Here is a 26,472-nt window from a genome sequence, read left to right as displayed (position 1 = left end):
CAACCGGTGGGCGCACGGGTAACGTCCTCTGCCCATGAGAGCCATGCGTGTCTTCGTGGGGACGGCCGGGCTGCTGCTCGCCCTCGCCGCCTGCGGGCAGGCGGCCGACCAGGGCGGCCAGGCAGCGAGCGCGCCCGGTTCCACGTCGGGGAGCCCGAGCCCGACCATCGTCGAGCCGCCGAGCGTGAGCGTGCCGGCCCCGCCGATCACCAAGCCGCCACCGCAACCACCCGGACCGACGGACACCAAGGTGCCCGAGGGCGCGACCCTGCTGCCCAAGAGCCAGGTCGACACCAGCGGTCTGCCGTCGTACTACACCGAGCGCAACGTCTGGTCACTGAACGGCGGCCGGAGCCTGGTGGTGCCGGGCATGGGCCGGGACGCCTGCACCGGCGTGCAGGCCCGGGTGGTCGAGCAGAACGCCGACCTGGTGCGGATCGAGATCAGCCCGATGGATGTGCCGCAGGGCGGTCAGCCCGACGGCGGCGGCTTCTGCGCCCAGGTGGTCACCCCGCGGATGGTCACGGTGGATCTCAAGGTCCCGCTGGGCAACCGCAAGGTCGTCCTGATCGGTTCCTAGGGCGCACATAGTTTCGTGTCAGCTAACGTAACCTCAGGGGAACGTGGCGGCACTTGGCCACGGCTCACCCGCCAACCGCACCACTGGCTAGAACGCAACCACGTCAAAATTCCGGAGAGGCGGTCAGCGGAAGCTGATCTGCAGGGTCGGCTGCGTGGTCGCGGCGAAGAAGTCGTTGCCCTTGTCGTCGACCACGATGAACGCGGGGAAGTCCTCGACCTCGATCCGCCAGACCGCCTCCATGCCGAGCTCCGGGTACTCCAGCACCTCGACCTTGCGGATGCAGTCCTGGGCCAGGCGCGCCGCCGGCCCGCCGATCGAGCCGAGGTAGAACCCGCCGTGCGCGGCGCACGCCTCGGTGACCTGCCGCGACCGGTTTCCCTTGGCCAGCATGACGAGTGCGCCGCCGGCAGCCTGGAACTGGGCGACGTAGGCGTCCATCCGGCCGGCCGTGGTGGGCCCGAACGAGCCGGACGCGTAACCCTCCGGGGTCTTGGCCGGCCCGGCGTAGTACACCGGATGGTCCCGCAGGTACGCCGGCATCGGCTCGCCCGCGTCCAGCCTCTCCTTGATCTTGGCGTGCGCGATGTCCCGGGCCACGACCAGCGGCCCGGTCAGCGACAGCCGGGTCTTCACCGGCAGCGCGGAGAGCGTCGCGCGGATCTCGGCCATCGGCCGGGTCAGGTCGACCCGCACCACCTCACCGGGCAGCTCCTCGCCGGAGACGTCCGGCAGGTGCCGCGCCGGGTCCCGCTCGAGCTGCTCCAGGTACACCCCGTCCGCGGTGATCTTCGCCTTGGCCTGCCGGTCGGCCGAGCAGGACACCGCGATGCCGACCGGGCAGGACGCCCCGTGCCGGGGGAGCCGGATCACCCGCACGTCGTGGCAGAAGTACTTCCCGCCGAACTGCGCGCCGATGCCGAACTGCCGGGTCAGCTCCAGCACCTGCTGCTCCAGGTCCACGTCGCGGAACGCGTGCCCCGCCGCGGATCCCTCCAGCGGCAAGGTGTCCAGGTACCGCGCCGAAGCCAACTTCGCCACCTTCAGCGTGTACTCGGCGGACATGCCCCCGACCACGATCGCCAGGTGGTACGGCGGGCACGCGGCCGTGCCGAGCGAGCGCAGCTTCTCGTCCAGGAACCGGGCCAACCGGTCCGGGTTCAGCAGCGCCTTGGTCTCCTGGTACAGAAACGTCTTGTTCGCGCTTCCGCCGCCCTTGGCCAGGAACAGGAAGTCGTACCTGGGCTCGGTCCCGGGCGCGGTGTAGATCTCGAGCTGCGCCGGCAGGTTCGTCCCGGTGTTCCGCTCGTCCCAGAACGTCACCGGCGCCAGCTGCGAGTACCGCAGGTTCAACTCCTGGTACGCGGCGAAGATCCCGCGGGACAACGCCTCCTCGTCCCGGCCCCCGGTGAGCACCCCCTCGGTCCGCTTCCCGATCACGACCGCGGTACCGGTGTCCTGGCACATCGGCAGCACCCCGCCCGCCGAGATGCACGCGTTGCGCAACAGGTCCATCGCCACGAACCGGTCGTTGGCGCTCGCCTCCGGGTCGTCCACGATCGCCCGCAACTGCGCCAGGTGCGTCGGCCGCAGCAGGTGCTGAATGTCCGAAACCGCCTCTTTGGCCAGCAGCGTCAGCGTTTCCGGTTCGATCTCCAGAAAGCGCCGGCCGCCAGCGTCGAGCACCCGGACACCTTCGGACGTCACCAGCCGGTACTCCGTCTGATGATCCGGACCGACCGGCAGAACATCGGTGTACTCGAACGTTGTGGTGGCGGTCACCAGCCGTGCTCCCTCGCGCGTTCGGATTGCCATCACGTTATCGCGCGCCGCCCAAGACTCGCCGGCTGCCGTGCTGGTCTGAGACCAGCGTGCCCAGCGCCGGGTCATAAGGAGTTAGCACCGTGGGGCGTCTGGGGGGCTCGGCCCCCCCAACATCATCCTCGAGGCCCCCGCGAGCGCTTTCCGCGAGCAGGGCTCGGATGGCCGAGAGGCCGAGACGGCCCCCGGCCGTCTCGACCTCCCGTTGGGGGCGACTACGAGCTGTCAGCGACCGCCCGCGTCGCGTAGTCCTAGCGTTGATACTGCCGTGACTCAGGTCACAGTTCAATGCTTCAACGGTAAAGACGTAGCAGAGCGGTCGAACGTTGCTCGGTTCAGCGAAAATTCAGCTGGCGTAGGCGCGCAGGCGTTCGGCGCGCTCGCCCTGGCGGAGCTTGGCCATGACCTCACGCTCGATCTGCCGGACGCGCTCCCGGGACAGGCCGAAGAACTTGCCGATCTGGTCGAGGGTGCGCGGCTGCCCGTCGTCGAGCCCGTAGCGCAGCCGGATCACCGACTGCTCGCGCTCGTCCAGCGTGGCCAGCACCCGGCGCAGATCGTCCTGCAGCAGACCGGAGATCACCGCGGACTCGGCGTCGGCCGCCTCGCCGTCCTCGATGAAGTCGCCGAGCGGGGCGTCCTCCTCCGAGCCGACCGGCATGTCCAGGCTCACCGGGTCGCGGGCGTGGTCGAGCAGGTCGGCCACCTTCTCCGGGGTCAACCCGGCCTCGTTGGCCAGCTCCTCGGTGGTGGCCTCGCGGCCCATCTGCTGGTGCAGGTCGCGCTTGATCCGGGCCAGCTTGTTGACCTGCTCCACCAGGTGCACCGGCAGCCGGATGGTCCGGCCCTGGTCGGCCATGCCGCGGGTGATGGCCTGGCGGATCCACCACGTCGCGTACGTGGAGAACTTGAAACCCTTGGTGTAGTCGAACTTCTCCACCGCGCGGATCAGGCCGAGGTTGCCCTCCTGGATCAGGTCGAGCAGCGGCATGCCGCGGCCGGTGTAGCGCTTGGCCAGCGACACCACCAGGCGCAGGTTCGCCTCCAGCAGATGGTTCTTCGCCCGGTGGCCGTCGACCATCAGCGCGCGCAGTTCCCCCTGGCGCGCCGGCGGCAGCTTCTCCACCGTCTCGAGCATGTGCTGGGCGAACACACCGGCCTCGATGCGCTTGGCGAGCTCGACCTCCTCCGCGGCGCTCAGCAGCGCGGTTCGGCCGATCCCGTTGAGGTAAACTCGAACCAGGTCGGCCGCGGGCCCCTGGGCGTCCAGGTCGATCTCGCTCATCTCCGGCTCACGTTGCTGTGGGACCGTCATCTCCCCTCCCCCTTTTTGGCGGGCTGGTGTGCTCCTGCGTCACACAACCTGCAAACGTCTATGGCTCTGGTTTCGTTCCCGGCTTACACCCTGGATGACGTCACAGTCATCCGCTCCGTTGCTCAACCAAGGCTGAGGTTTTGCTGAGAACACTTCCGTCCACGCGCGACGGTTCATGTGCGCCGCGTCACACGTCTAGAAGTACCGTGAACGGCCCGTCGTTGACGCTGCTGACCGCCATCACCGCGGCAAACCGACCGGTCTGGACCTTTGCTCCGCGGTGGCGCAGCTCGGCTACCACCGCAGCCACGAGCGGCTCGGCGACCTCGGGCCGGGCGGCGGCGGTCCAGGAGGGGCGGCGGCCCTTGCGCGTGTCGCCGTAGAGCGTGAACTGGCTCACCACGAGCAGCGGCGCACCCGTGGTGGCGCAGGACTCCTCGTCCCGCAGAATCCGGAGCTCGTGCAGTTTTCGGGCCATGGTGGCAGCTTTGTCCGAATCATCGGTGGTGCTGACGCCGAGCAGCACCAGCAGCCCCGGCTCGTCGATCGCGCCGACCACCTCGCCGTTCACCGTGACGCTCGCCCGCGTCACCCGGGCCACCACCGCGCGCATGGTGGCCCAGTGTGTCAGCGCTGCGCGACGAGGTGGAAGAACCGCGCCGTGAGCAGGTACGGCATGCGGTCGGACAGGGTGAGCTCGAGCCGCTCCAGGTCGGCGAAGAACGCCGGGTCGTGCTTGATCTCGTTGTCGGCGATGTAGTCGCACACGCACCGCACGCCGTACCGGGTGACCAGGCCGAACCCCAGCTCGGCGAGCTGGCTGACGGTCTCCGCCGCGGTGCACGCCGGCAGCTCGGTCTCCAGCAGGTCGACGTAGGACAGGTCCGAGTCCAGCTCCCGAAGGGCCCGGTGCGGGTCCAGCCCGCGGACCGCGGTGCGCAGCACGTCCGAGTCGGCGTTCGGGGCGAGCACCGAGAGCAGCCCGTCCTGGCGCAGCGGAGCCATGATCGCGCCCAGCGTCGCGCTCCGGTCGGCCACGTACTGCAGCAGGTTGTGGCACAGCACCACGTCGAAGGAGTCCGGGGCGAAGAGCTCCGGCGCGTCCTGCGCACTGGCCTGGACCACGTGCAGCCGGTCCGCCACGTCGCAGGCCTCGGCGCGCTCCTTGGCGCTGCTGAGCATCGCGCCGGCCGGGTCCAGCAGCGTCACCTCGTGCCCCCGGGCGGCCAGCCGCACCGCCTCGACGCCGTTACCGCCGGCCACGTCCAGTATCCGCTGCGGCCCGTCTTCCAGGTGCCGCAACAGGTTCGCCTCGGTGACCCGGTAGCGCAGCCGCCCCCACGGGGTGGCCTGCCACTGCTGGAACGCGTCCAGACGGGTCTCGAACCCCGAAGCCGTCATGCCACCCTTCATACCTGTTGAACGCCCGTTAACCACACAATCGCCCCCTAGGAACACCCGGATGGCCCAATTCCTGGCGAAGGGTGCGAAGATGGGTACCGGAGGTGGTGTCGTGATGGGCTCCGAGCGGGACGACACCCCGGTTCTGATCACGGCGGCGGAGCCGTCGCACGACGATCAGCACGCGGCGCGCAAGCGGAAGTACATCACGATGATGGCGATGCGGTTGCCGTGCTTCGCGCTGGCGTTGATCTTCTACAACGTCTGGTGGCTGGCGCTGGGGTTCCTGCTGCTGTCCGTGCCACTGCCGTGGATCGCGGTGCTGATCGCCAACGACCGGCCGCCGCGCAAGGCCGAAGAGGTCAGCCGGTACCAGCGCGAACCGCGCGCCATCGAGGGCGGCGACCACCAGGTCATCGAGGGCTGAGCGACCGTGGCCAGGCGCCCGCCTGGCTGATCGCGGACGCGCCCGCCCGGACACCGCCGAGCAGCGCCTCGCGGGGCGACCCGCCCCGAAGCCACGCGACCAGCAGCCCGGCGTCGAACGCGTCGCCGGCGCCGGTGGTGTCCACGCAGTCGGCCGGCTCGGCCGGCACCGACACCGACCCGTCCCGGTCCACCCAGGTCGCGCCGCCCGCGCCGGACGTCACCGCCACCGCGCCGACCGCGTCGAGCACATCGCCGAAACCGCTCAGCACGGCCAGCTCCGCCGCGTTCGGCAGCAGCAGGTCGACGCCGCGGACCAGGTCGAGGAACCCGCCCGGGTCGGTGATCAGGTTCGCCGCCTGCGGGTCGACCGAGGTGGACAGGCCGGCGCGCCGGGCGGCGGCCAGCGCGGCCACCCCCGCGTCCCGGGACGACGCGTCGAGCAGCACGTACCCGGTCAGGTGCAGGTGCCGCGCGCCGGCCAGCACGGCCGGGTCGAGATCGGCGGGGCACAGCCGGGCGTTGGCGCCGCGGTCGGGCAGCATGCTGCGCTCGCCGCGTTCGTCGACCAGCACCACGACGCAGCCAGTCGGCGCGTCCGGGTCGACGGTGAACACGCAGCGCACGCCCGCCGCGGTCAGCGTGTCACGGAGGTACCCGCCGGCGTGATCGTTCCCCACCCGGGACACCAGCACGGTCTCGGCGCCAAGGTGGCCGAGCCACGCCGCGGTGTTCGCCGCCGCACCGCCAGGGACGGTAATCACTTTGGCGTGCACGTCGTCTCCGGGCACGATGGGCGCGGCGCGCCGGGCGATGACGTCGAGGGCGGCGTCGCCGACGACCACCACGCCGGGTCGGGGGGTGCTCACAAGGTGGGGACGCTACGGGCCTACGCCGCCCTGGCGCGCGCCGGCTTCCGCCGTTACTCGACCTACCTCCAGGCCACGGTCGCCGGCATCGTGGCCAACACGACGTTCGGCTTCCTGCGCACCTACATCCTGCTCTCGGTGGCGGGCTCGGCCGGCCGGCTGGCCGGGTACGACGAGGCGCAGCTGCTCACGTTCGTGTGGGTGGGGCAGGGCCTGATCGCGGTGGTCAACGCGTGGACCATCGTCGACCTCGCCGACCGGGTACGCACCGGGGACATCGTGGCCGACCTGCTGCGCCCGGTCGGCCCGTTCGCCGCGCACCTGTGCACCGACCTCGGTCGCGCCGGCTTCGCCATGCTGACCCGGTTCGTCGTCCCGATCTCCGCCGGCTTGCTGGCGTTCGGCCTCTACCTGCCCAGGAACCCGCTGAGCTACGTGCTGTTCGGGGTGTCGGTGACCATCGCGGTGGTGATCTCCTTCTGCGGGCGCTATCTCATCGCGCTGACCGCGTTCTGGCTGCTCGACACGCGTGGTCTGAACCAGGTTTGGGTGTTCTTCTGGGGTGGGGGTAGCGGCCTCTACTTCCCGTTGCCGGTGCTGCCCGACTGGTTGCAGCTCGTGCTGTGGATCGGCACCCCGTTCCCGTCGACCCTGCAGGCGCCGCTGGACATCGCGGTCGAGCGCGGCGGGCCGGGCCACGCCGGGTTGGTGCTGCTGGCCCAGGTCGCGTGGCTGGGGGTGACGCTGCTGGCCTGCCGGCACGTGCAGCGCCGGGCCTGGCGGAAGCTGGTGGTGCAGGGTGGGTAACTTCCGGCCGTACCGGAACCTGCTGCTGGCCCAGGTCCGGGCACAGGCTCAGTACCGCGCTTCGTTCGTCATCGACCTGCTCGGCAGCGCCGTGTTCACCACGCTCGACCTGGGCACGGTTTTCATCCTGTTCAGCGTGCACGGCTCGCTCGGCGGTTTCGGCGGTCGGGAGGTGCTGCTCATGGCGGCCCTGACGGCGCTGGCTTTCCCGCTCGCCGACCTGGCCGTGGGCAACGTGGAGCGGCTGCGCCTCTACGTCCGCACAGGTCTGTTCGACAGCCTGCTGATCCGGCCGCTGCCGGCGCTTGCGCAGCTGCTGGCCATGGACTTCGCGCCGCGCCGGATCGGACGGGTGGCGCAGGGGTTGGCGGTCTATGTGGTCGCGCTCGCGGTCGCCGGGATCCCCTGGACGCCGGGCCGGGCGCTGCTCGCCGTGGTCGCCCCGCTGGCCGGCGCGACCTTGTTCGCGAGCCTGTTCGTGGCCGGGGCCACGGTGGCGTTCTGGTGGATCGAGTCGGGAGAGTTCGCCGCCTCGTTCACCTACGGTGGCAGGGATTTCGCCTCCTACCCGCTCACCATGTACCGGGGCGCCTTCCGCACCCTGTTCGCGTTCGGTCTGGGATTCGCCTTCGTGGCTTACCTTCCGGCGCTCGCGCTGCTCGGCCGCACCGATCCGGTCGGCACGCCGGTGTGGTTGCACTGGTGCTCGCCGCTGGCCGCGATGGCTGCCGCGTTCATGGCCTTTCTGCTGTGGCGAACAGGAATCCGTCACTACCGGAGCACGGGATCATGATCATTGAAGCCGTTGGGCTGCGCAAGGAGTTCACCGTGCGGCGCAAGGCCGGGCGGCTGCGCCGGGAGAAGCACCCGGTGTCCGCTGTGGACGGCGTGGACCTGGGCGTGGCGCCGGGGGAGCTGATCGGCTACATCGGACCGAACGGCGCCGGGAAGTCCACCACGCTGAAGATGATGACCGGCGTGCTCACCCCGTCCGGTGGCACCGTCCGGGTGTGCGGGCTGGAACCGGTGCCGCAGCGGACGAAGCTGGCCCGGCGAATCGGTGTCGTGTTCGGGCAGCGCTCACAGCTGTGGTGGGACCTGCCGCTGGCAGACTCGTTCTCCTTGCTGCGGCACGTGTACCGCGTCCCGGCCGCCGAGCACGCCGCCCGGCTGACGCGCTGCCGTTCGCTGCTCGACCTCGACGCGTTCCTGGCCACCCCGGTGCGGCAGCTCTCGCTGGGGCAACGGATGCGCGGCGAGCTGACCGCGGCGCTGCTGCACGGGCCCGAGGTGCTGTTCCTGGACGAGCCGACCATCGGCCTCGACGTGATCAGCAAGCAGGCGGTGCGCGGCTTCCTGGCCGAGCTGCACGCCGCGGGGGACACCACGGTCGTGCTCACCACGCACGACCTCGCCGACATCGAGAAGCTCTGCCGCCGGCTGGTGGTGATCGACCACGGCCGGGTGGTGCACGACGGCACGCTGGACGACCTGCACGGGCGGTACGGCTCGCGGCGCACCGTCGTGGCCGATCTGGACGCTCCCTGGCCGGACGGGCTGGTGCTGGCCGGTGCCGAGGTGATCGCCATGGAGGCCGACGGGCGCCGGATCACCTTGGCGCTCAACGGGGTCACCGCCGGCGAGGTGGTCGCGCGGCTGGCGCAGGCGGTGCCGCTGCGGGACCTTTCCGTGCGGGAGCCGGAGATCGAGGACGTCATCGCCCGGCTCTACTCGGCGTCCCGGTAGGAAAGCAACGTCACGTTGCCTCCCTACCGGCGCGCCAGCTCCACCGCGACCTCGGCGGCCACCTTCGCGTTGTCCAGCACCAGCGCCTCGTTGGCGTCCAGGCTGGCGCCGCCGCTGCCGTTGTGGAAGTGCTCGAGCAGCACCGGGGTGACATCCCGGCCGCGCACCCCACGCTGGCTGATCAGGTCCATCCCCTCGGCCAGCAGCCGGTCGTGCAGCGCGACGTCGAGCTCGTGTTCGACGGGCACCGGGTTGACCAGCAGCGCGCCGGAGTTTCCCGGCACCTGCCCGAAGTGCACCGCGACCACCGCAGCCGCCTGCGCCGGGGTGTCCACCCGCCACGGCACGTCGAACGCGGACACCCTGCGGTAGAACGCCGGGAACGAGTCGGTGCGGTAGCCGATCACCGGCACCGAGCGGGTCTCCAGCACCTCCACCGTGGCCGCGATGTCCAAAATGGACTTGACGCCGGAGCAGACCACCAGCACCGGGGTGCCGGCCAGCACGTCCAGGTCGGCCGAGACGTCCCAGGACGCCACCGTGCGCGGGTCGTTCAGGTGCACGCCGCCGAGGCCGCCGGTGCCGAACACCCGGACGCCCGCCGCCGCGGCCAGCGCCGCGGTGCTGGCCACCGTGGTCGCGCCGTCCCGGCCGAGCGCCATGGCCGGGCCGAGGTCCCGCCGGGACAGCTTCACCAGGTCGGCGTCCGGATCGCACACCCGGTCCAACTCGGCTTCACTGAGCCCGATCCGGGCCTGCCCGCCGAGCACCGCGATCGTCGCCGGCACCGCGCCCGCCGCCCGCACGGCCGCCTCCAGCCGGCGTGCCACGTCGCGGTTGCGCCCGGCCGGCAGCCCGTGCGCGAGCAGCGTGCTCTCCAGCGCGACGACGGCCCGCCCGTCCGCCAGCGCTTCGGCCACCTCCCCGGCGATGATCACTGTGCTGACCCCGCCCCCAACCCGAACTCCCACCGGGTCGGGGAACCCTCGAAGTCCTTCTCCGCCACCCCGAACGCCCACCGCGGCCGGACCCGGACGGACGCGTTCCGCGCCGGGGCCAGGAACTCGAGGGGATAGTCCGTGCCGTACTTGGCGTTCATCCCGTCCAGAAACCGTTGCAGCGCGCCCGGTTCGGTGACGATCTCGGCGGTACCCTCGAGCACGACCGGGTTCCGCGGGTCCTCAGTGGACATGGAGACGGCCGAGCCGGCCTGGATGTTGCGGATCTTGCGGGACCGCAGGCTGGCGGAGAACCACAGGGTGCCGTCGTCCCACACCGCCCACACCGGCATCGTGTGCGGGCGCCCGTCCGGCCACACCGTGGCCACCCAGTAGTCGTGGCTGTCCCGCAAGCGCTGCAGCGCCCAGGACCACGGCAACAGCCCTGTGCCCTGGTCGGCCGGCAGGACGCCGTAGCCCGGCATGTGCGGCCGGGAGGCCCGTGGCTCAGTCGAAGATGCCACGCGGCTTGGCCACCTCCCGCAACCAGCCCTCGATCTGCTGCTCCCAGTTGGTCCGGCTGAGCGCGGCGTACTCCAGCGTGAACGAGCCGACGAACGACTGCGCCCGGGCGCCCAGCCCGCCGCCCTTGACCACCCGCACCCGCTTGTGCACGTCCAGCACCACCTGCAGGTCGCTCGGCCGGGCCAGGAAGCTCACCGCCAGCTCGCTGAACACCCCGGCAAACCCCTGTGCCGACGCGAAGTGGATCTCCTGGAAGAACGGCAGCTGCTGGTCGACGCCATCCAGCCGGTTCCGCTCCAGGCTCGCCCGGCTGAACTGGAACCCCAACCGGGAGAACGCGTCCAGGATGCGGTGCTGCGCGGGCAGCGGCTCGATCGCCACGGCGTCCACGTCCTGCGGGTCCACCAGCGTGCCGGACAGGTTCAGGTTCGTCTGCAACCCCACCGCCATGCCCGTCAGGTACTTCCCGAACACCGCCGTGATCGGCGTCTCCCACGGCATCTGAACCTCGAACGGCACCCGCACCTGCGCGCCGGCCCGGATCATCTCCCGCCCCGCCAGCTGCACGTTCTGGAACGGCAGGTCGAGGGTCTCCGCCGGCCCACTCCCGTTCGTCTCGACCCTGGCCAGCAAGGTCACCGACAGCGACTCGACCTCCTGGTCGACCTGACCCCCGGCGAGCAGCACCTCACCGTGCAGCGTCCCGCCCGGGCGGACACTACGATCGAGTAGTCGGGCGTCCACCTTCGCGCCGCCCGAGCCAAAGCTGGCTAACACCTTCTGGAACATGCGCCGATCCTGCCAGGTCGGGCATCATGAGGGACGATGACTACGCAGACTCAGGTCCTCCCGGACACCCGCCCGGACGGCACCGACACCACGGGTGACGACACCCCGAAGATGTTCCACTACGTCCGCAAGGACAAAATCACCGAGAGCGCGGTGACCGGCACCCTCGTCGTAGCCCTCTGCGGCGAGGTCTTCCCCGTAACCCGCTCCCCCAAGCCCGGCTCCCCCGTCTGCCCCGAGTGCAAGCGCATCTTCAACAACCTCCCCCCAGGCGGCGACTAGAACTTCGGGCGTGTTGGCGCGCTGCGTCGCCGTGTTGGCGCCTCGCGTCGCTGCGTTGGCCGATCACGAGACAGCAGGCGATCCCCTGCCCACCCGCGCGCGACCACAAGCCACCCCTTATCCCCGCCAGGGGCCAACACACCAACGCCACAGGCCAACACAACGACGCCAGCGGCAAACATGCGAGAGGACCGCGATCGGACTGGTCATCGGTTTCGGGGTGATCCTTCTTGTGGTCGCTCGCCGGAAAGGCTGGCGCGAGGCGGACGCCGCCCCGCCGGTTGACGAGGCCCCGTGAGATTCGGTGCGGGCGCGGGTTGTGGTGGCGGCTGGGAGGTGGGGCGGGTGGGCAAATTGTCGTTGGAGCGGATTTGTTCGGCTACGTGGTCCATTTCCAGTCTGCGCCAGCGGCGGCGTTGGCGGCGGGTCATTTTGGCGGGGTACATCTCCTGGATGGCGGCGTTGAAGTAGGCGCCGATGACGATGGCGAAGCCGATGAAGAAGGCGAACAGCAGGAAGGCTATGGGGGTGGCCAGGGCGCCGTAGGTGTAGCCGGTGGTGGTGATCCAGGAGATGTAGAGGCGCAGGCCGCTGCTGGCCAGGAGGAACACGGCCATGGCGAGGATGGCGCCGGGGAGGCCGCGGTGCCAGGGGAGTTTGCGGGGGAGGGCCAGTTTGTAGAGGGTGGCGAGGGCCAGGACGATGATGACGCCGAGGCTGGGGAAGTAGAGCCAGTCGACCCATTGTTGGATTTCGGGGCGCCAGGGGGTGGGGAAGAGCTGGGGGAGAATGTCGGGGCCGAGGGCGAGCAGGGGGAGGCCGACGACGAGGAGGACGAGGCTGGCCATGTAGAGCAGGAGCGCGAAGATGCGTTGCCAGACCTCGTGGCGGACGCCGTACTGGTCGTGGGCGACGGTGATGGCGTCGACGAACGAGGACATGGCGGAGGAGCCGGCCCACAGTGAGATCAGGAAGCCGACGGTGAGGATCTCGCCGCGGCCGTTGTTGAGGATGTCGGTGACGGTGGGCGCGATGATGCCGTTGACCACGCTCTCGCTGAACGCGGTGCGGGACCATTCGGTGATCTTCCCCTGCACCGTGTGAATGGTGTCCGGGCCGAACCAGCCGGCCACGTAGCCGAGGCTGCCGAGGAGCCCGAGGAGCAGCGGGGGCAGCGACAGGATCTGCCAGAACGCGGCCTCGGCGGCCTCCGAGAACACGTTGCCGTCCCAGGCCTTGCGCGTGGTGCGCTTCACCAGCCGCCACGGGCCGCGCCGGGACAGCGCGCCGGTCGCCTGGGCGGCGTTGCGCGTCGGGTGTTGTGGCTGCGGGCTCATCACCTTCAAGCATGGTCCATCCGCTCGCGAATGGCCCGTCCGTTGGTAGACGTGTCGCGTCGTACGCCGGTTCGAGCGGCCCGGGCGGGTAAGCTCCCGGGTGCCCTCAACGCCTCGCGCGCCGAGGGCGTTTCGCTGCTGTGGGATAGAAGGGGGCTTCGACGCGTGTCGGTGCAGGAGGAGCTGGCTCCGTCGGCGACCACGGGTTCCCGGCCGCTGCGGGCCTGGCAGCGGCGGGCGCTGGCGAAATACCTGGCCTCCCGGCCGCAGGACTTCCTGGCGGTGGCCACGCCGGGCGCCGGGAAGACGGTCTTCGGGCTGCGGCTGGCCACCGAGCTGCTGGCCGACCGCACGGTCGAGGCGATCACCATCGTCACCCCGACCGAGCACCTCAAGCACCAGTGGGCGGCGGCCGCGAACGCCGCGGGCATCGCCATCGACCCCAACTTCCGCAACACGACCGGGGCCACCAGCTCGGACTACCAGGGCGTCGCGGTGACCTACGCGCAGGTGGCGGCGCACCCGACGCTGCACCGGGTGCGCACCGAGAACCGGCGCACCGTGGTCATCCTGGACGAGATCCACCACGGCGGGGACGCCAAGTCCTGGGGCGACGCGATCCGCGAGTCGTTCACCCCGGCGGTGCGCCGGATCGCCCTGACCGGCACCCCGTTCCGCAGCGACGACTCGCCGATCCCGTTCGTCGGCTACGAGCCCGACCCGGCGGGCTTCCAGCGCTCCCGGGCCGACCACACCTACGGCTACGCCGACGCGCTGGCCGACGGCGTGGTCCGGCCGGTGATCTTCCTGGCCTACTCCGGCGAGACGAGCTGGCGGACCAGCGCGGGGGAGGAGTTCACTGCGCGCCTCGGCGAGCCGCTCACCGCCGAGCACACCGCCCGTGCCTGGCGCACCGCGCTGGACCCCACCGGCGAGTGGATCCCGGCCGTGCTCGCCGCGGCCGACCAGCGGCTCGGCCAGATCCGCGCGGACGGCATGCCCGACGCGGCCGGCCTGGTGATCGCCTCCGACCACGAGGCCGCCAAGGCGTACGCCAAGACTCTGGCTCGCACCACCGGCCGTGAGCCCGCCCTGGTGCTGTCCGACGACCCCAGGGCGTCCGGCCGGATCGCCGAGTTCGCCGACGCGTCCGAGGAGCGCTGGATGGTGGCCGTCCGCATGGTCAGTGAGGGCGTGGACATCCCGCGGCTGGCCGTCGGCGTCTACGCCACCAGCGCCTCGACCCCGCTCTACTTCGCCCAGGCCATCGGCCGGTTCGTGCGGGCCCGCCGCCCTGGCGAGACCGCGAGCGTGTTCCTGCCCAGCGTGCCCGCCCTGCTGGAGCTGGCCAGCCAGATGGAGGCCGAGCGCAACCACGTGCTCGGCAAGCCGCACCGGGAGAAGGACGGCTGGGACGACGACCTGTTGGCCGAGGCGAACCGGGTCGACGACGAGCCGGGCGAGGAGGAGAAGGCGTTCGTCTCGCTGGGTGCCTCCGCCGAGCTGGACCAGGTGATCTACGACGGCTCCTCGTTCGGCACCGCCGCGTTCGCCGGCTCCGACGAGGAGCAGGAGTACCTGGGCCTGCCCGGCCTGCTGGAACCCGACCAGGTCCGGGACCTGCTCCGGCAGCGCCAGGAACGCCAGCTCAGCGACCGTTCGAGGCGCCGCGCCCAGCCCGGGGAGTCCGCACCGCGGCCCGCGTCGGTGGCCGAGCGGCTCGCCGCGCTGCGCAAGGAGCTCAACACGCTGGTGACCATGTACCACCACCGCACCGGCAAGCCGCACGGCGCCATCCACAACGAGCTGCGCCGCACCTGCGGCGGCCCACCCGTCGCCATGGCCACCGCCGAGCAGCTCGAGCAACGCATCGCTACCCTCCGCACCTGGTAAATTCCTGGGAGGTTCGGGATATGGGACCGGGTTCGGCCCTCTGGACGTTGGCCGTGACTGTCCAACAAGGACGGTCAACATCGTGTTCCCGCGTGTGACCAGGAGATGGCCCCGCCGTTGCCAAACCGTGTCCTGTTCGGACGGGGGTGTGGCTTCCGTCACGAGCGGCGAGCGCATATGTTGTGCCCCGCAACATTTCCGGCTTTTGGAAGGACGACGGATGCGCAGGACGACTCTTGCCCTCCTGTCCGCGGGCGTGGGTGTCACCCTTGTCCTGTCGGCATGCGGGGCCAACCAGGCGAACAACGCCGGCGGTGGTGGGGGGAACACCAGCGGCGGGGCGTCCTCCGGCGGGATCAAGGTCGGCGTGATCCTGCCGGACACCGCGAGCTCCGCGCGGTGGGAAGGCTTCGACAAGCCGCTGCTCGAGAAGGCCATGAAGGACGCGGGCCTCGACCCCGACATCCAGAACGCCCAGGGTGACGTGCAGAAGTTCAGCACCCTGGCGGACGGCATGATCGCCTCCGGGGTCAAGGTGCTGGTGATGGCGTCGCTCAACGCCGCGTCGGCCAACGCGATCGCGTCCCGGGCCAAGGCCCGCGGTATTCCCACGATCGACTACGACCGGCTCAACCTCGGCGGCAGCGCCGAGTACTACGTGTCCTTCGACAACGTGAAGGTCGGCCAGCTGCAGGGTCAGGGCCTGGCCGACGCGATGAAGGACAAGCCGGCCGGCGCCCAGGTGATCGAGATCGAGGGCGCGCCGACGGACAACAACGCGACGCTCTTCCACGAGGGCCAGCAGAAGGTGCTCAAGCCGCTGTACGACGGCGGCAAGCTGAAGCTGGTGCAGAGCCAGCCGATCGATGAGTGGAACAACCAGAAGGGCGGCACCACCTTCGAGCAGATCCTCACCGGCAACGGCGGCAAGGTCGACGGCGTGGTCGCGGCCAACGACGGCCTGGCCGGCGCGGTGATCACCGTGCTCAAGAAGAACGGCCTGAACGGCAAGGTCCCGGTCACCGGGCAGGACGCCACCCCGGAGGGCCTCAAGGCGATTCTCATCGGCGACCAGTACATGACCGTGTACAAGGCGATCAAGCTGGAGGCCGAGGCGGTGGCGAAGCTGACCGCGTTCCTGGCCAAGGGTGACAAGTCGGGTGCCGACGCGCTGGCCAAGGACACCGTGCACGACGGGACCGGCAACCGCGACGTCAAGTCGGTGCTCGCCGAGCCAAAGCTGATCACCAAGGCCAACGTCAAGGACGTGGTGGCCGACGGCTTCGTCAAGGCGACCGAGATCTGCGCCGGCGACCTGGCCGCCGTCTGCACCCAGCTCGGCATTTCGTAGTCGGAACCCATTCCCGGACTGCCGCACGCAAAAGCACAATTGGGCCCCAACCCCCACCCCCTGCGGGGGGCAGGGGGGCGGGGCCCACCCCCGCCTGTGCGGCAGTCCTCCGGGAGGAGCATCACCCCTATGAGCGAGCTTGTGAGCGAATCATTGACACAGGGCGTCCGCGAGCGGCGTCACCGAGCCTGCGAGGGGACGACGTGAGCGAGCCGATTCTTGAGCTGACCGGGGTGAACAAGAGCTTCGGGCCGGTGCACGTGCTGCACGACGTGGACTTCACGGTCCGGGCCGGCGAGGTCACCGCGCTGGTGGGGGACAACGGCGCCGGCAAGTCCACGCTGATCAAGTGCGTTGCCGGGATCTACCCGATGGACTCCGGGCACGTGGTGTTCCGGGGCGAGAAGGTGGACATCCACGGGCCGCGGGACGCCGCCCATCTCGGCATCGAGGTCGTGTACCAGGACCTCGCGCTGGCCGACAACCTCGACATCGTGCAGAACATGTTCCTCGGCCGGGAGCGCGGTGCGCCCTGGCTGCTGGACGAGTCGAGCATGGAGAAGGCCGCCCGCGAGACGCTGGCCTCGCTCGCGGTGCGCACGGTGAAGTCGGTGCGCACCCTGGTCGGCGCGCTCTCCGGCGGGCAGCGGCAGACCGTGGCCATCGCCAAGGCGGTGCTCTGGGACAGCAAGGTCGTGCTGCTCGACGAGCCGACCGCGGCGCTCGGTGTCGCGCAGACCCGTCAGGTGCTCGACCTGGTCCGCCGGCTCGCCGAGCAGGGCCTCGGCGTCGTGCTGATCAGCCACAACCTGGCCGACGTGTTCGAGGTCGCCGACCGCATCGCCACGCTCTACCTCGGCCGGATGGTCGCCGAGGTGCCGGCGAAGGACACCACCCACGGGCAGGTGGTCGAGCTGATCACCGCCGGCCGGTCGGGCGACCTGGGTCTCGCCCGCCCCGAGACCGTCACCATCTAGCAAGACTGGCGCTACGCCATCGAGCCAATAAGAAGGCACTGCCCATGACCGACACCCCGACCACGAGCACGGGCCGCACGCCCGCCAGCACGGTGATCTCCGACTTCGGCATCGACACCACCGCGCAGTCCACCGGCGAGGCGGTGCGGGACTACCTGATCCGGCTGCGTTCCGGTGAGCTCGGCTCGCTGCCCGCGCTCCTCGGGCTCGCCGTGCTGCTGATCGTGTTCACCTCGCTCTCGGACAACTTCCTGACCCTGGACAACACGGCCAACCTGATCGCCCAGTCGGCCGGCAAGATGATCATCGCGATGGGCCTGGTGTACGTCCTGCTGCTCGGCGAGATCGACCTGTCCGCGGGTACCGCCTCCGGGGTGTGCGCCTCGGTGATGGCCATGCACTACGTGCGCGGCGGGAACCTCCTCGGCAGCATGGGCAACCTGGTGTTCTACGTGTTCGTCGGCGGCATGGTGGTGGCCGCCGGCCTCGCGGTGATCATGCGGATCTGGGCCGGCGCGGCGCTCGCCATCGGCGCGGTGGCCATCGCGCTGTCCGGCGCCGGGGCCAACGCCTGGCTGGAGATGCTGCTCGCGGTGTGCATCGGCGGCGCCATCGGGACGATCACCGGTTTCCTGGTGTCCAAGATCGGTATGCCTTCGTTCGTGGTGACGCTGGCCCTGTTCATCACCTGGCAGGGCGTGATCCTGCAGTTCATCGGGCAGGGCGGGGTGTTCGGCATCTCCACCCAGAACACGCTGAACGACGTCGCCAACGGCAACCTGTCGGTCGCGGCCAGCTGGGCGCTGTGCGTGATCGCCGCCGGGGGATACGCCGTGGTCCTGCTCGGCGAGCACTACCTGCGGCTGCGGCGCGGCCTGGTCACCCGGCCCACTCCGGTGGTGCTGTTCAAGGCGGCGGTGGTGGCCGTGCTGACCGTGCTGGCCACGTTCGCGCTCACGGTGAACCGCTCACCCAACCCGGACCTGGTCACCATCCAGGGCATCCCGTACGTCGTGCCGATCGTGCTGGTGCTGCTGGTCGCCGGCACCTACGTGCTCAACCGGACCCGGTACGGCCGCTACATCTACGCGGTCGGCGGCAACACCGAAGCCGCCCGGCGCGCCGGTGTCAACGTCAGCAAGATCCGGGCCAGCGTGTTCGTGATCAGCACCTCGGTCGCGGCGGTCGGCGCCATCGTCTACTCCTCCAAGGTCGGCTCGGTGGACCCGCAGGCCGGCGGCGGGAACACGCTGCTGTTCGCGGTGGGGGCCGCGGTCATCGGCGGCACGTCGCTGTTCGGTGGCCGGGGCAAGGTCGTGCACGCGGTGATCGGCGGCCTGGTGCTCGCCGTCGTGGAGAATGGGCTTGGCCTGCTCAAGCAGCCCGCCGCGGTGGTCAACATCATCACCGGCCTGGTGCTGCTGCTGGCGGCCACGGTCGACGCGCTCTCCCGTCGTCGCGCGGCGCTCGCGACCGGTTAGCCGGTCCGAGCCTGCAACGAGGGGGTGACGCGTGACCAGCACGCCGACCGCGGGCGCGCGGCCCGACGAGGTACGCCGGCACAACCGCACCGTGCTCCTGCGGCGGTTGCATGTCGGTGGGCCGTGCACCCGGGCGTTGCTGGCCACCGAGCTGGGCCTGAACCGCAGCACGATCAAGGCGCTGGTGGACGGCCTGGCCGAGTCGGGCGTGGTGGAGGAGCGGGTGCCGCGCCGGCGCACCGGAGCCGGACGGCCGTCGCTGCTGGTGCTGCCGCAGGCGCACGCCGCCGTGGTGCTGGCCGTGGACGTGCGGGTCGAGCAGGTGGCCATCGCGCTGGTCGGGCTCGGCGGCGAGCTGCTCGGCCGGAACAGCTGGAACCTGCGGCGCAAGGCCCGGGAACCGGACGAGGTGGTGACCCACATCGTCGAGTCGACCCGGTTGCTGGTCGGCGAGCTCGGGGTGGACCTGGTCGGCGCCGGCGTCGCGGTGCCCGGCGTGGTGCGCCGCTCCGACGGGCTGGTCCACGAGGCGCCCAACCTGCACTGGACCGACGTGCCGATGGGCGAGACGCTGCGCGGGATCCTCCGGATGCCGGTCGTGGTGGCCAACGACGCCGAGCTCGCGGCGCTCGCCGAGCACCTGCGCGGCGTCGCCCGCGGTTCCGCCGACGTGGTCTACGTGTCCGCGGACGTCGGCGTGGGCGGCGGCGTGATCTCCGGTGGTGCCCCACTGCGCGGCGCCGCCGGCTACGTCGGGGAGCTGGGCCACATGGTGGTCCGGCCGGGCGGGCGGCCCTGCTACTGCGGCAGCCGCGGCTGCTGGGAGACCGAGGTCGGCGAGCCGGCGCTGTGCCGGGCGCTGGACCTGCCGGAGGGCTCCCCGCGCGGCGCGGTGGTGGCCGAATTGCGCGCGCTGACCACCCGGCCCGACCCGGTGCCGGCGCCGCTGGCCGAGTTCGTCGACTGGCTCACCCTCGGCCTGGTCAACATCGTCAACATGCTCGCCCCCGAGCTGGTCGTGCTCGGTGACCTGTTCACGGCGCTCCCCGGCTGGCTGGTCACCCAGGTCGGCCAGGAGGTCCGGCGGCGCTGCCTGGTCTCCCGCGCGGTCGGCGGCACCCGCATCGTGGCCAGCGCCCTCGGTGCCGACGCCAAGCTCATCGGCGCCGCCGAGCTCGCCTTCGAGCCGATTCTGGACGCGGTCTGAACGACTTGTCGTGGGAACTACCCGCGGCAGGTCCGACTTGTCGTGGGAAGTACCCGCGACAAGTCGGGCTGGTCGTGGGAAGTACCCACGACAAGTGCGGCATCGGATAGGCGAACGCCGCGCCCGGCGGTCGGGCGCGGCGTTCGGCGACGGCTGGGGTCAGGCGTTGGACTGGAGGTCGGCGGCCAGCTCGACGAGTCTCTGGTTGTGCTTCCGAGCGTGGTGACCGCAGAACATGAGCTCGCCTCCGGACGGGAGGATGACGCGTACCTGTGCGGCGGCGCCGCAGCGGTCGCACCGGTCGGCGGCGGTCAGCTCGGGGCGGGTGAGCGTCGGTGTCATGGCAGTTCTCCCTCCGTCCCGGGCACCGGTACCCCGGCGCCCTCCGTCGGCAACGACCACAGTGGCCAGTCGGCCGGTGCTCGTTGCCTCCACTCTTCCAGACGTTTGGCCACCCGTCAGTGTTCCCGCGCCCAGTTGACGGACGCTCAACCTGTGATTAACCCGATCGTCGCAACGCCAATCCTGTGCCTGCTGGGGGGCACGCCCCCCAGGCCCCCTACCAGGGGGCTCCGCCCCCCGGACCCCCCGGGAGGGATCACCTGATGGGCTTTACCCGCAATGTCCTGCGGGCACGCAGGGTCCCGGCGCCGCTGTTGTTCGCTACCGGCGGAATGTCCATGTACCTCGGCGCCGCGGTCGCCGTGTGGCTGTTCGCCGACGTGGGACCGGCCGCGGTGACCTGGCTGCGGCAGCTCGGCGCGGCGCTGGTGCTGCTGGCCTGGCGCCGCCCGCCGCGCGCGGCCTGGCGCGGCCGGGTGTTCTGGCTTTCCGCGGTGTTCGGCCTGGTCACCGCCGTGATGAACCTCGCGTTCTACGAGTCCATCGCGCGCCTGCCGCTGGGCACCGCGGTGGCGCTGGAGTTCGCCGGCCCGGTGGTGGTCGCCGCGGTCGGCTCCCGCACCTGGCGGGACATCCTGGCGCTGGTGCTGGTGGCGGCCGGGGTGGTGCTGATCGCCGACGTGCGCTGGTCCGGCAGCGCCCTCGGGGTGCTGTTCGCGCTGGCTGCGGCCGCACTGTGGATCGGCTACATCCTGCTGGGCCGGCGGGTGGCCGCGGTCGGCTCCGGGGCGGACGGGCTGGCGGTGGGGTTCGCGGTGGCGACGGTGGCGCTCTGGCCGCTGGCCCTGGGCACCGGGCCGGTGTGGGGCTCGCCGCGGCTGCTGGTGCTGGGCGTCGGGGTGGGCGTGCTGTCCACCGCCGTGCCGTACGCGCTGGACCAGGTGGTGCTGCGGCGCGGAGTGGGCCGGGCGCGGTTCGCGGTGCTGCTCGCGCTGCTGCCGGTCACCGCGACGCTCAGCGGGCTGGTGCTGCTCGCCCAGGTGCCGACCGTGCCGGAGGCGCTGGGCATCCTCGCCGTGGTGGCCGGGGTGGCCCTGCGCTCCGGGGACGAGACCGGCGAACCGCCATAGTTGCCATGGACATAATGTCTATGTACATTATCGGTTGTGCAGACGTCTGAGCAGGCCACCGCGGGGTCCCTGGTCTGGCGGCTGATGCTGAAATGGCGTGCGGCGGTGGAGCGGGCGCTGGCCCCGGTCGGCCTCACGCACGCGCAGTACGTGCTGCTGGCGTCGCTGCGCGGGCTCACCTGGCACGGCCACCGGCCCAGCCAGCGGGAGCTCGCCGACTTCGCCGGTCTGGAGCCGGTGTTCGTCTCGAAGCTGATCCGCGCCCTGGAGCGGTCCGGCCTGGTGGAGCGCGCGACCCACCCGGCCGACCCGCGGGCGGTCCAGCTCCGGCTCACCGAGCACGGCGTCACGGTGATCGACGGGGCGGTCACCACCGTCCACCGGCTGCAGGACGAGCTGGCCAGGCCGCTCGGCGGGGTGTCCGGGCGGCGGTACCGCGAACTGACCGACATGCTGCGGTTGCTGCTCGGCGAGCAGCAACCTGGGGAAGGAGACAGAAACATGACACAGGCAACGACCGCCCTGTTCGGGCAGGACATCGGCATGGCCTCGGCGGCCGGCCGGCGGCTGCTGACCACCGTGCTGGACCGGGAGGCGGCGGCGTTCCCCGAATGGATCACACTCAAGCTGGTCAACGACGAGGGTGTGCCCGTGCCCCGGGACGACCTCGTCACCCGGCTGGCCAACGGGGTCGGCCTCGACCCGGCGGCGGCCGGCCAAGTGCTCGCCGGGCTGCGGTCCACGGGCCTGCTGGCCGAAAGCCCGGCCGGCGTCGAGTTGACCTCGGACGGCCAGGCCCGGTTCGACCGGCTCTTCGCTCAGGTGCTGGAGCTCAGCGGCGAGATCCTGGCCGGGCTGCCGGCCGGGGACGTGGCCGTCGCCCGGCGCGTGCTGGCCGACTACACCGAGCGCGCCAACAAGCTGGCCGCTGGTCCGCCTCTCCGAAATTTTTGACGCGGTTGCGTTCCAGCTAATGGTGCGGGTGGCGGGTGAACCGTGGCTGAGTGCCGTCACGTTCCCCTGAGGTTATGTTGGCAGGCGCGAGGCTTGTCAACCCTCCGGGGCGAGGGGCGGGCCGGCCGGCATCTCGTCGGGCGACCGCCAGGTGCGGAGGAACTTCTCGGCGAGCGCGGTGGCCCCGGCGAACGGCCCGTCCGGATGGTCCAGGCTGCGGGCGGTGAGCGCGCTGACCTCACGGTCCACCAGCTCGCTCGCGGCCTCCACTCCGGCCAGGCCGAGGAACCGCTCGGCCATGTAGCCGATCGTGGCTCCGGCGCCGCAGACGAAGTCCGCCAGCGCCAGGATGCCGCGCTCGCGCAGCACAGCGAGGCCGGCCGCGGTGTACGGCACGTTGGCCGCCGGGGCGATAACCCGGGTTCGCACCGCCGCCGCCCGGCTCCGGTCGATCACCCCGATGCGCGCGCCCGGCACCAGCACATCGGTGTCCACTTCGAACAGTGCGGTCACCGGTAGCATCGGCAGACCAACGTGTTCCACGCACCGGTCGCCGTGCGCCTGCCGTAACTCCAGTAATCGGCGAATGTCCAAACCGGACGGATCGGCGACACATCCGTACACGGTGGACAGTGCGACCAGGGTGCCGCCCCGGCGCTCGAGCTCGCCGGCCGCCGCGCCGCCCACCTTGCCGAAGCCCTCGATCGCGAACCGCCGGCCGGCCAGCCCGCCCAGCGCCGTGTCCGCAGCCGCCACCACACCGACGCCGGTGATCAGCGAGTCCACCATCGTGGGGCCGACCCACTGGTGCATCACCGAATCCGGGTCGTAGCCGGGCAGTGAGGCGAAGTCCTCGGTGGCCGTGCCGAGGTCGGAGGAGGTGAGAAACACCTGCCGCTCGACCATCGGCGTGATCTCCTGGCAGTACCGCTCGAGGGCGGTCCCCCGCGGCGTGCCGTCGTCGGACCGCAGCACGCCCTTCGCGCCGCCGAGCGGCCGTTCGAGCACCGCGAACTTGTAGGTCATCGCCCGGGCCAGCAGCGCGGCCTCCGCGCGGGTCACGCCCGGTGCCCACCGGGTGCCGCCGCCGCTGGTCGGGCAGTCCAGGTCGAACGCGACGAACCCGGACACCGATGTCAACTCCAGGATGCGCATGGCGTGTGCCTAGCAGATCCCACCGACACGAACGCGCATCAGATGGTCATCCGGGTGCCGTCGAACCGGGTGAGGCCGAACGTGGCGGCCTCGTGGTTCACCCGGACCTGGTCACGCAGGATGCCGATGGCGACCGCCTCGCCGAGGCGCACCGACTCGGTGTAGTCCGATCGCCAGTGCACGCCGCCGATGTTGCGCGCGGTGGCGATGTTCGAGGCGACCTTGTCGAGCTCGCCGCCGACGGTCAGCCGGTTGGCGTCCGGCCCGGTGAACGGCACCAGCTCGGTGCCGTCCTCGTTGGACACCACCGGTTCCGGCAGCACCCAGGACTCGTCGAACCACGCCTTGAGCACGGTCACGCACGCCCCGGCGACGGTGGCGTGCCCGGAGCCGTACGACGGGTGCACCGGCGAGCCCTCCGGGAACGCCTGGGGCAGCAGAAAAGTGCCGAACTTCCCGTACGTCGCCTTGAGCGCGCGGGACTCCAGCACCTCGGAGTCGATCATCGAGTAGTCCCGCAGGTTGGTCAGGTGCGCGTGCACCCGCCCGCCGAACGCCTCCGGGCGGAGCCGGCGGTGCACGAACCACTTCTGGAACCACTGCGCCTTCAGCGCCCGGGTGGCCACCTCGGTCACCAGCGACAGCAGGTGTGGTCCGCCGTAGGTGCCGAAACCTTCCTGCCGCCGCGTGTGCACGTACGGGTTGCCCTGGTCGAACGGGGCGTTCAGGTCGAGCAGGATCAGCGCGGCGTTGAGGTACGCCTCGTACAGTGCGTCGAAGTGCACGTAGTGGGCGATGTCGCGACCGCTGCGCAGGTACCGGCGGTCCTGCTGGTTGCGCCGCTCGGGCTCGACCTGGCAGCCGCGCTGCACGGCCAGCCAGTCGTCCCAGGCGGTCAGGTAGTCCGCGTCGGACACCGTGTCCTGCCGCTGCGGGATGCGCAGCGTGCCGTACTGGATGTCGCGCAGCAGGAACTGGGACAGGTACGGCCCGCGCAGGTCGCCCCGGGTGTCACCGCGGAAGATCGTGGCCGGGGTTATCCGGCCGCCGATCTTCGGGGCGCGGTAGTCGGACAGCTCCGACAGGTCCTGCGCCGCCTCGGCGATGAGCCGGTGGCTCTCGTACGCGGTGAACGGGATGTCGCGGCTGAGTGCCATCCAGTACAGCTCGACCGCCTCGGCGGAGTTCCGCGCGCTGTCGATACGGGGCGCGGGCGGAATGGTCAGCGACTGCGGATCGGGGCCCTCGACGTCGAAAGCCAACCCGGCCTGCGGGTTGATGAGCCGCCGGGCGTTCTCACACCCGGTCGGGATCCGCTCGAAATCCTCATTGTCCTGTGTGGACAGAGCGCGCAGCAGTGCGTTGTAAGCGGCCGCGTCGACCTCGCCGAACTCGTTGTGCGGCAAGCTTTTACTGAAGTTGGCTAGATACGGGTAGTCGCCTTCCTCGCCGTTGTTCACCTGGTCCGGCCAGGGCGACCGGCTGATCACCTCCGCAAGGTCGAGTCGAGACTGGCGCGCGTCAATACCACGATCGCTCATGAAATGAACCCCCCTCGGGTTCCCCATTCTTCCCAGTGGCGCCCGCTCCCGCGGACGCCCCCAGGACATACCCGAAGGGCACGCAGCGTCAAGGACAGATCCGGGACAAACCCGGCCAGACAGCAAAGCCGCCGGTCACAAGGGGCCGGCGGCGCTGAGTGAATTGCCAGATGTCTACTCCAGGTAGTCCCGGAGCACCTGCGAGCGGGACGGGTGCCTGAGCTTGGACATGGTCTTCGACTCGATCTGCCGGATGCGCTCCCGGGTGACGCCGTAGACCTGGCCGATCTCGTCCAGCGTGCGCGGCTGGCCGTCGGTGAGGCCGAAGCGCAGCCGCACCACACCCGCCTCCCGCTCGGACAGCGTCGCCAGCACCGACTGGAGCTGGTCCTGCAGCAGCGTGAAGGAGACCGCGTCCACGGCCACGACCGCCTCGGAGTCCTCGATGAAGTCACCGAGCTGGCTGTCGCCCTCGTCGCCGATGGTCTGGTCGAGGGAGATCGGCTCGCGGGCGTACTGCTGGATCTCCAGCACCTTCTCCGGCGAGATGTCCATCTCCTTGGCCAGCTCCTCCGGCGTGGGCTCGCGGCCCAGGTCCTGGAGCAGCTCGCGCTGGATGCGGCCGAGCTTGTTGATCACCTCGACCATGTGCACCGGGATCCGGATGGTGCGGGCCTGGTCGGCCATCGCGCGGGTGATGGCCTGGCGGATCCACCAGGTGGCGTACGTGGAGAACTTGTAGCCCTTGGTGTAGTCGAACTTCTCCACCGCGCGGATCAGGCCGAGGTTGCCCTCCTGGATCAGGTCGAGGAACGCCATGCCGCGGCCGGTGTAGCGCTTGGCCAGCGACACCACCAGGCGCAGGTTCGCCTCCAACAGATGGTTCTTGGCCTTCTCGCCGTCCCGCACGATCCACCGGAGGTCCCGGCGCAGCTGCGGGGTGATCTTCTCGGCGTCCTCCTCGGCGGTGCGCACCCGCTCGGCCGCGTAGAGGCCGGCCTCGATCCGCTTGGCGAGCTCGACCTCCTCCTCGGCGTTGAGCAGGGCCACCTTGCCGATCTGCTTGAGGTAGGCGCGAACCGAGTCGGCCGATGCGGTGAGCTCGGCGTCCTTGCGCGCCTGGCGCAGGGCCTCGGACTCCTCCTCGTCCCAGACGAAGTCGCCGTCCTTGGCGTCCTTCGCCTCGGTCTCCTCCTCGACCTCGTCGACGGCCGCGGCGGCGATCTCGCTCTCGACGTCCTCGAGGTCCTCGAGGTCGGGGGTCTCGAGGTCGGGCTCGCCCTCGGCGTCGGCCGGGCCGTCCGGCTCGCCGTCGGGACCGGCCTTGCCGGCGGTCTCGTCCGCCTTCGCGGTCTTGGTGGGGGACTTGCGCGGCGTGCGGGTGGACTTGGCGCCCCCCGCGGCTCGCTTCGGCCTGGCCGGCGCCTTGGTGCCGGTTGCCTGCTCGGTGCCCGGCGGTGCCTCAGCCGGAACCTCGTCGACCGATGCGCTTGTGGTCGTGTTGGCGGTGCGCGCCGAAGCGGTGGAGGCTCGGGTTGCTGTTCGTGCGGCTGCCACTTACGCCCTTTCGCAGCTATCTGTCACGGCGGCGTCAGACCCTGCAGA

26 protein-coding genes are annotated in these 26,472 nt (G+C 70.8%); 13 read left to right on the top strand and 13 right to left on the bottom strand.

The window, feature by feature from the left end:
- Window positions 1–34 precede the first annotated feature (34 nt).
- Window positions 35–580 (top strand): hypothetical protein, encoded by a 546-nt coding sequence (locus VGR06_RS35380; protein WP_327563559.1) that lies wholly within the window; start codon window positions 35–37, stop codon window positions 578–580.
- Window positions 581–703: 123 nt separating this feature from the next.
- Here the strand turns inward: VGR06_RS35380 and VGR06_RS35375 are convergent, their stop codons facing one another.
- The 4 genes from VGR06_RS35375 to VGR06_RS35360 form a co-directional block, all read right to left on the bottom strand.
- Complete coding sequence (locus VGR06_RS35375; protein WP_327563558.1) at window positions 704–2,362, bottom strand: fumarate hydratase; 1,659 nt, start codon at window positions 2,360–2,362, stop codon at window positions 704–706.
- A gap of 385 nt (window positions 2,363–2,747) precedes the next feature.
- Entirely contained in the window at window positions 2,748–3,716 is a 969-nt protein-coding gene (locus VGR06_RS35370; protein WP_327563557.1) for a sigma-70 family RNA polymerase sigma factor, read from the bottom strand.
- A 187-nt stretch (window positions 3,717–3,903) separates the two neighbouring features.
- Window positions 3,904–4,329 carry a D-aminoacyl-tRNA deacylase gene (gene dtd, locus VGR06_RS35365; RefSeq protein ID WP_327563556.1) on the bottom strand — a complete coding sequence of 142 codons (426 nt, stop codon included), beginning with the start codon at window positions 4,327–4,329 and terminating at the stop codon, window positions 3,904–3,906.
- A gap of 14 nt (window positions 4,330–4,343) precedes the next feature.
- Window positions 4,344–5,117 carry a methyltransferase domain-containing protein gene (locus tag VGR06_RS35360; RefSeq protein ID WP_327563555.1) on the bottom strand — a complete coding sequence of 258 codons (774 nt, stop codon included), beginning with the start codon at window positions 5,115–5,117 and terminating at the stop codon, window positions 4,344–4,346.
- 91 nt (window positions 5,118–5,208) lie between these two features.
- On the opposite strand from VGR06_RS35360, the gene VGR06_RS35355 reads away from it, so the two are divergent.
- Window positions 5,209–5,544, top strand: coding sequence for a DUF3099 domain-containing protein (locus VGR06_RS35355; RefSeq protein WP_327563554.1), 336 nt, complete (start codon window positions 5,209–5,211; stop codon window positions 5,542–5,544).
- Here VGR06_RS35355 and VGR06_RS35350 read toward each other — a convergent pair.
- Window positions 5,531–6,412 carry a carbohydrate kinase family protein gene (locus tag VGR06_RS35350; protein ID WP_327563553.1) on the bottom strand — a complete coding sequence of 294 codons (882 nt, stop codon included), beginning with the start codon at window positions 6,410–6,412 and terminating at the stop codon, window positions 5,531–5,533. The two genes, VGR06_RS35355 and VGR06_RS35350, sit on opposite strands and share 14 nt — an antisense overlap.
- A gap of 3 nt (window positions 6,413–6,415) precedes the next feature.
- Between VGR06_RS35350 and VGR06_RS35345 the strand changes: the two genes are divergently transcribed.
- Genes VGR06_RS35345 through VGR06_RS35335 form a run of 3 tightly spaced genes read left to right on the top strand, consistent with a single transcriptional unit; the run spans window position 6,416 to window position 8,965 of the window.
- The gene (locus VGR06_RS35345) at window positions 6,416–7,219 is read left to right on the top strand and encodes an ABC transporter permease (protein WP_327563552.1); all 804 of its coding nucleotides are present in this window, start codon (window positions 6,416–6,418) and stop codon (window positions 7,217–7,219) included.
- Window positions 7,212–8,012, top strand: coding sequence for an ABC transporter permease (locus tag VGR06_RS35340; protein WP_327563551.1), 801 nt, complete (start codon window positions 7,212–7,214; stop codon window positions 8,010–8,012). Before VGR06_RS35345 ends, VGR06_RS35340 begins: the two co-directional genes overlap by 8 nt.
- Entirely contained in the window at window positions 8,009–8,965 is a 957-nt protein-coding gene (locus VGR06_RS35335) for an ABC transporter ATP-binding protein (protein ID WP_327563550.1), read from the top strand. The genes VGR06_RS35340 and VGR06_RS35335 overlap by 4 nt, the downstream gene beginning before the upstream one ends.
- Window positions 8,966–8,988: 23 nt before the next feature.
- Here VGR06_RS35335 and VGR06_RS35330 read toward each other — a convergent pair whose 3' ends face one another.
- The 3 genes from VGR06_RS35330 to VGR06_RS35320 are packed head-to-tail and all read right to left on the bottom strand — an operon-like array spanning window position 8,989 to window position 11,217.
- Entirely contained in the window at window positions 8,989–9,903 is a 915-nt protein-coding gene (locus VGR06_RS35330; RefSeq protein WP_327563549.1) for a pseudouridine-5'-phosphate glycosidase, read from the bottom strand.
- A complete protein-coding gene (locus VGR06_RS35325) occupies window positions 9,900–10,427 on the bottom strand; it encodes a pyridoxamine 5'-phosphate oxidase family protein (protein WP_327563548.1) in 528 nt (175 codons plus the stop codon). The genes VGR06_RS35330 and VGR06_RS35325 overlap by 4 nt, the downstream gene beginning before the upstream one ends.
- On the bottom strand, window positions 10,411–11,217 hold the full coding sequence (locus VGR06_RS35320) for a sporulation protein (protein ID WP_327563547.1): 807 nt from the start codon (window positions 11,215–11,217) through the stop codon (window positions 10,411–10,413). The genes VGR06_RS35325 and VGR06_RS35320 overlap by 17 nt, the downstream gene beginning before the upstream one ends.
- 36 nt (window positions 11,218–11,253) lie before the next feature.
- Between VGR06_RS35320 and VGR06_RS35315 the strand changes: the two genes are divergently transcribed.
- The gene (locus VGR06_RS35315) at window positions 11,254–11,499 is read left to right on the top strand and encodes a DUF3039 domain-containing protein (RefSeq protein WP_327563546.1); all 246 of its coding nucleotides are present in this window, start codon (window positions 11,254–11,256) and stop codon (window positions 11,497–11,499) included.
- A 206-nt stretch (window positions 11,500–11,705) separates the two neighbouring features.
- Here the strand turns inward: VGR06_RS35315 and VGR06_RS35310 are convergent, their stop codons facing one another.
- Window positions 11,706–12,836 carry a YihY/virulence factor BrkB family protein gene (locus VGR06_RS35310; RefSeq protein ID WP_327563545.1) on the bottom strand — a complete coding sequence of 377 codons (1,131 nt, stop codon included), beginning with the start codon at window positions 12,834–12,836 and terminating at the stop codon, window positions 11,706–11,708.
- A gap of 165 nt (window positions 12,837–13,001) precedes the next feature.
- Here VGR06_RS35310 and VGR06_RS35305 point away from each other — a divergent pair, with 165 nt between their 5' ends.
- The 5 genes from VGR06_RS35305 to VGR06_RS35285 all read left to right on the top strand — a co-directional run bounded on the left by VGR06_RS35305 (window position 13,002) and on the right by VGR06_RS35285 (window position 19,745).
- Window positions 13,002–14,729 carry a DEAD/DEAH box helicase gene (locus VGR06_RS35305; protein ID WP_327563544.1) on the top strand — a complete coding sequence of 576 codons (1,728 nt, stop codon included), beginning with the start codon at window positions 13,002–13,004 and terminating at the stop codon, window positions 14,727–14,729.
- A 220-nt stretch (window positions 14,730–14,949) separates the two neighbouring features.
- The gene (locus VGR06_RS35300) at window positions 14,950–16,080 is read left to right on the top strand and encodes a sugar ABC transporter substrate-binding protein (RefSeq protein WP_327563543.1); all 1,131 of its coding nucleotides are present in this window, start codon (window positions 14,950–14,952) and stop codon (window positions 16,078–16,080) included.
- A gap of 203 nt (window positions 16,081–16,283) precedes the next feature.
- Window positions 16,284–17,057 (top strand): ATP-binding cassette domain-containing protein, encoded by a 774-nt coding sequence (locus VGR06_RS35295; RefSeq protein WP_327563542.1) that lies wholly within the window; start codon window positions 16,284–16,286, stop codon window positions 17,055–17,057.
- Window positions 17,058–17,101: 44 nt separating this feature from the next.
- Window positions 17,102–18,538, top strand: coding sequence for a sugar ABC transporter permease (locus tag VGR06_RS35290; protein WP_327563541.1), 1,437 nt, complete (start codon window positions 17,102–17,104; stop codon window positions 18,536–18,538).
- A gap of 31 nt (window positions 18,539–18,569) precedes the next feature.
- Complete coding sequence (locus tag VGR06_RS35285; RefSeq protein WP_327563540.1) at window positions 18,570–19,745, top strand: ROK family protein; 1,176 nt, start codon at window positions 18,570–18,572, stop codon at window positions 19,743–19,745.
- A gap of 159 nt (window positions 19,746–19,904) precedes the next feature.
- On the opposite strand, the gene VGR06_RS35280 is transcribed toward VGR06_RS35285, so the two are convergent.
- Entirely contained in the window at window positions 19,905–20,087 is a 183-nt protein-coding gene (locus VGR06_RS35280; RefSeq protein ID WP_327563539.1) for a DUF7455 domain-containing protein, read from the bottom strand.
- 338 nt (window positions 20,088–20,425) lie between these two features.
- On the opposite strand from VGR06_RS35280, the gene VGR06_RS35275 reads away from it, so the two are divergent.
- Window positions 20,426–21,217, top strand: coding sequence for an EamA family transporter (locus tag VGR06_RS35275; protein ID WP_327563635.1), 792 nt, complete (start codon window positions 20,426–20,428; stop codon window positions 21,215–21,217).
- 36 nt (window positions 21,218–21,253) lie between these two features.
- Window positions 21,254–22,171 carry a MarR family transcriptional regulator gene (locus tag VGR06_RS35270; protein ID WP_327563538.1) on the top strand — a complete coding sequence of 306 codons (918 nt, stop codon included), beginning with the start codon at window positions 21,254–21,256 and terminating at the stop codon, window positions 22,169–22,171.
- 96 nt (window positions 22,172–22,267) lie between these two features.
- Here VGR06_RS35270 and VGR06_RS35265 read toward each other — a convergent pair whose 3' ends face one another.
- The 3 genes from VGR06_RS35265 to VGR06_RS35255 form a co-directional block, all read right to left on the bottom strand.
- The gene (locus tag VGR06_RS35265; RefSeq protein ID WP_327563537.1) at window positions 22,268–23,326 is read right to left on the bottom strand and encodes a Glu/Leu/Phe/Val dehydrogenase dimerization domain-containing protein; all 1,059 of its coding nucleotides are present in this window, start codon (window positions 23,324–23,326) and stop codon (window positions 22,268–22,270) included.
- Between the two features lie 38 nt (window positions 23,327–23,364).
- A complete protein-coding gene (locus VGR06_RS35260; protein ID WP_327563536.1) occupies window positions 23,365–24,867 on the bottom strand; it encodes a vanadium-dependent haloperoxidase in 1,503 nt (500 codons plus the stop codon).
- A gap of 174 nt (window positions 24,868–25,041) precedes the next feature.
- The gene (locus VGR06_RS35255) at window positions 25,042–26,424 is read right to left on the bottom strand and encodes an RNA polymerase sigma factor (RefSeq protein ID WP_327563535.1); all 1,383 of its coding nucleotides are present in this window, start codon (window positions 26,422–26,424) and stop codon (window positions 25,042–25,044) included.
- Between the last annotated feature and the right edge of the window lie 48 nt (window positions 26,425–26,472).

Source organism: Actinophytocola sp., assembly GCF_036002505.1.
GTDB lineage: Bacteria > Actinomycetota > Actinomycetes > Mycobacteriales > Pseudonocardiaceae > DASYTH01.
This window is presented reverse-complemented; position numbering and strand designations above follow the sequence as displayed.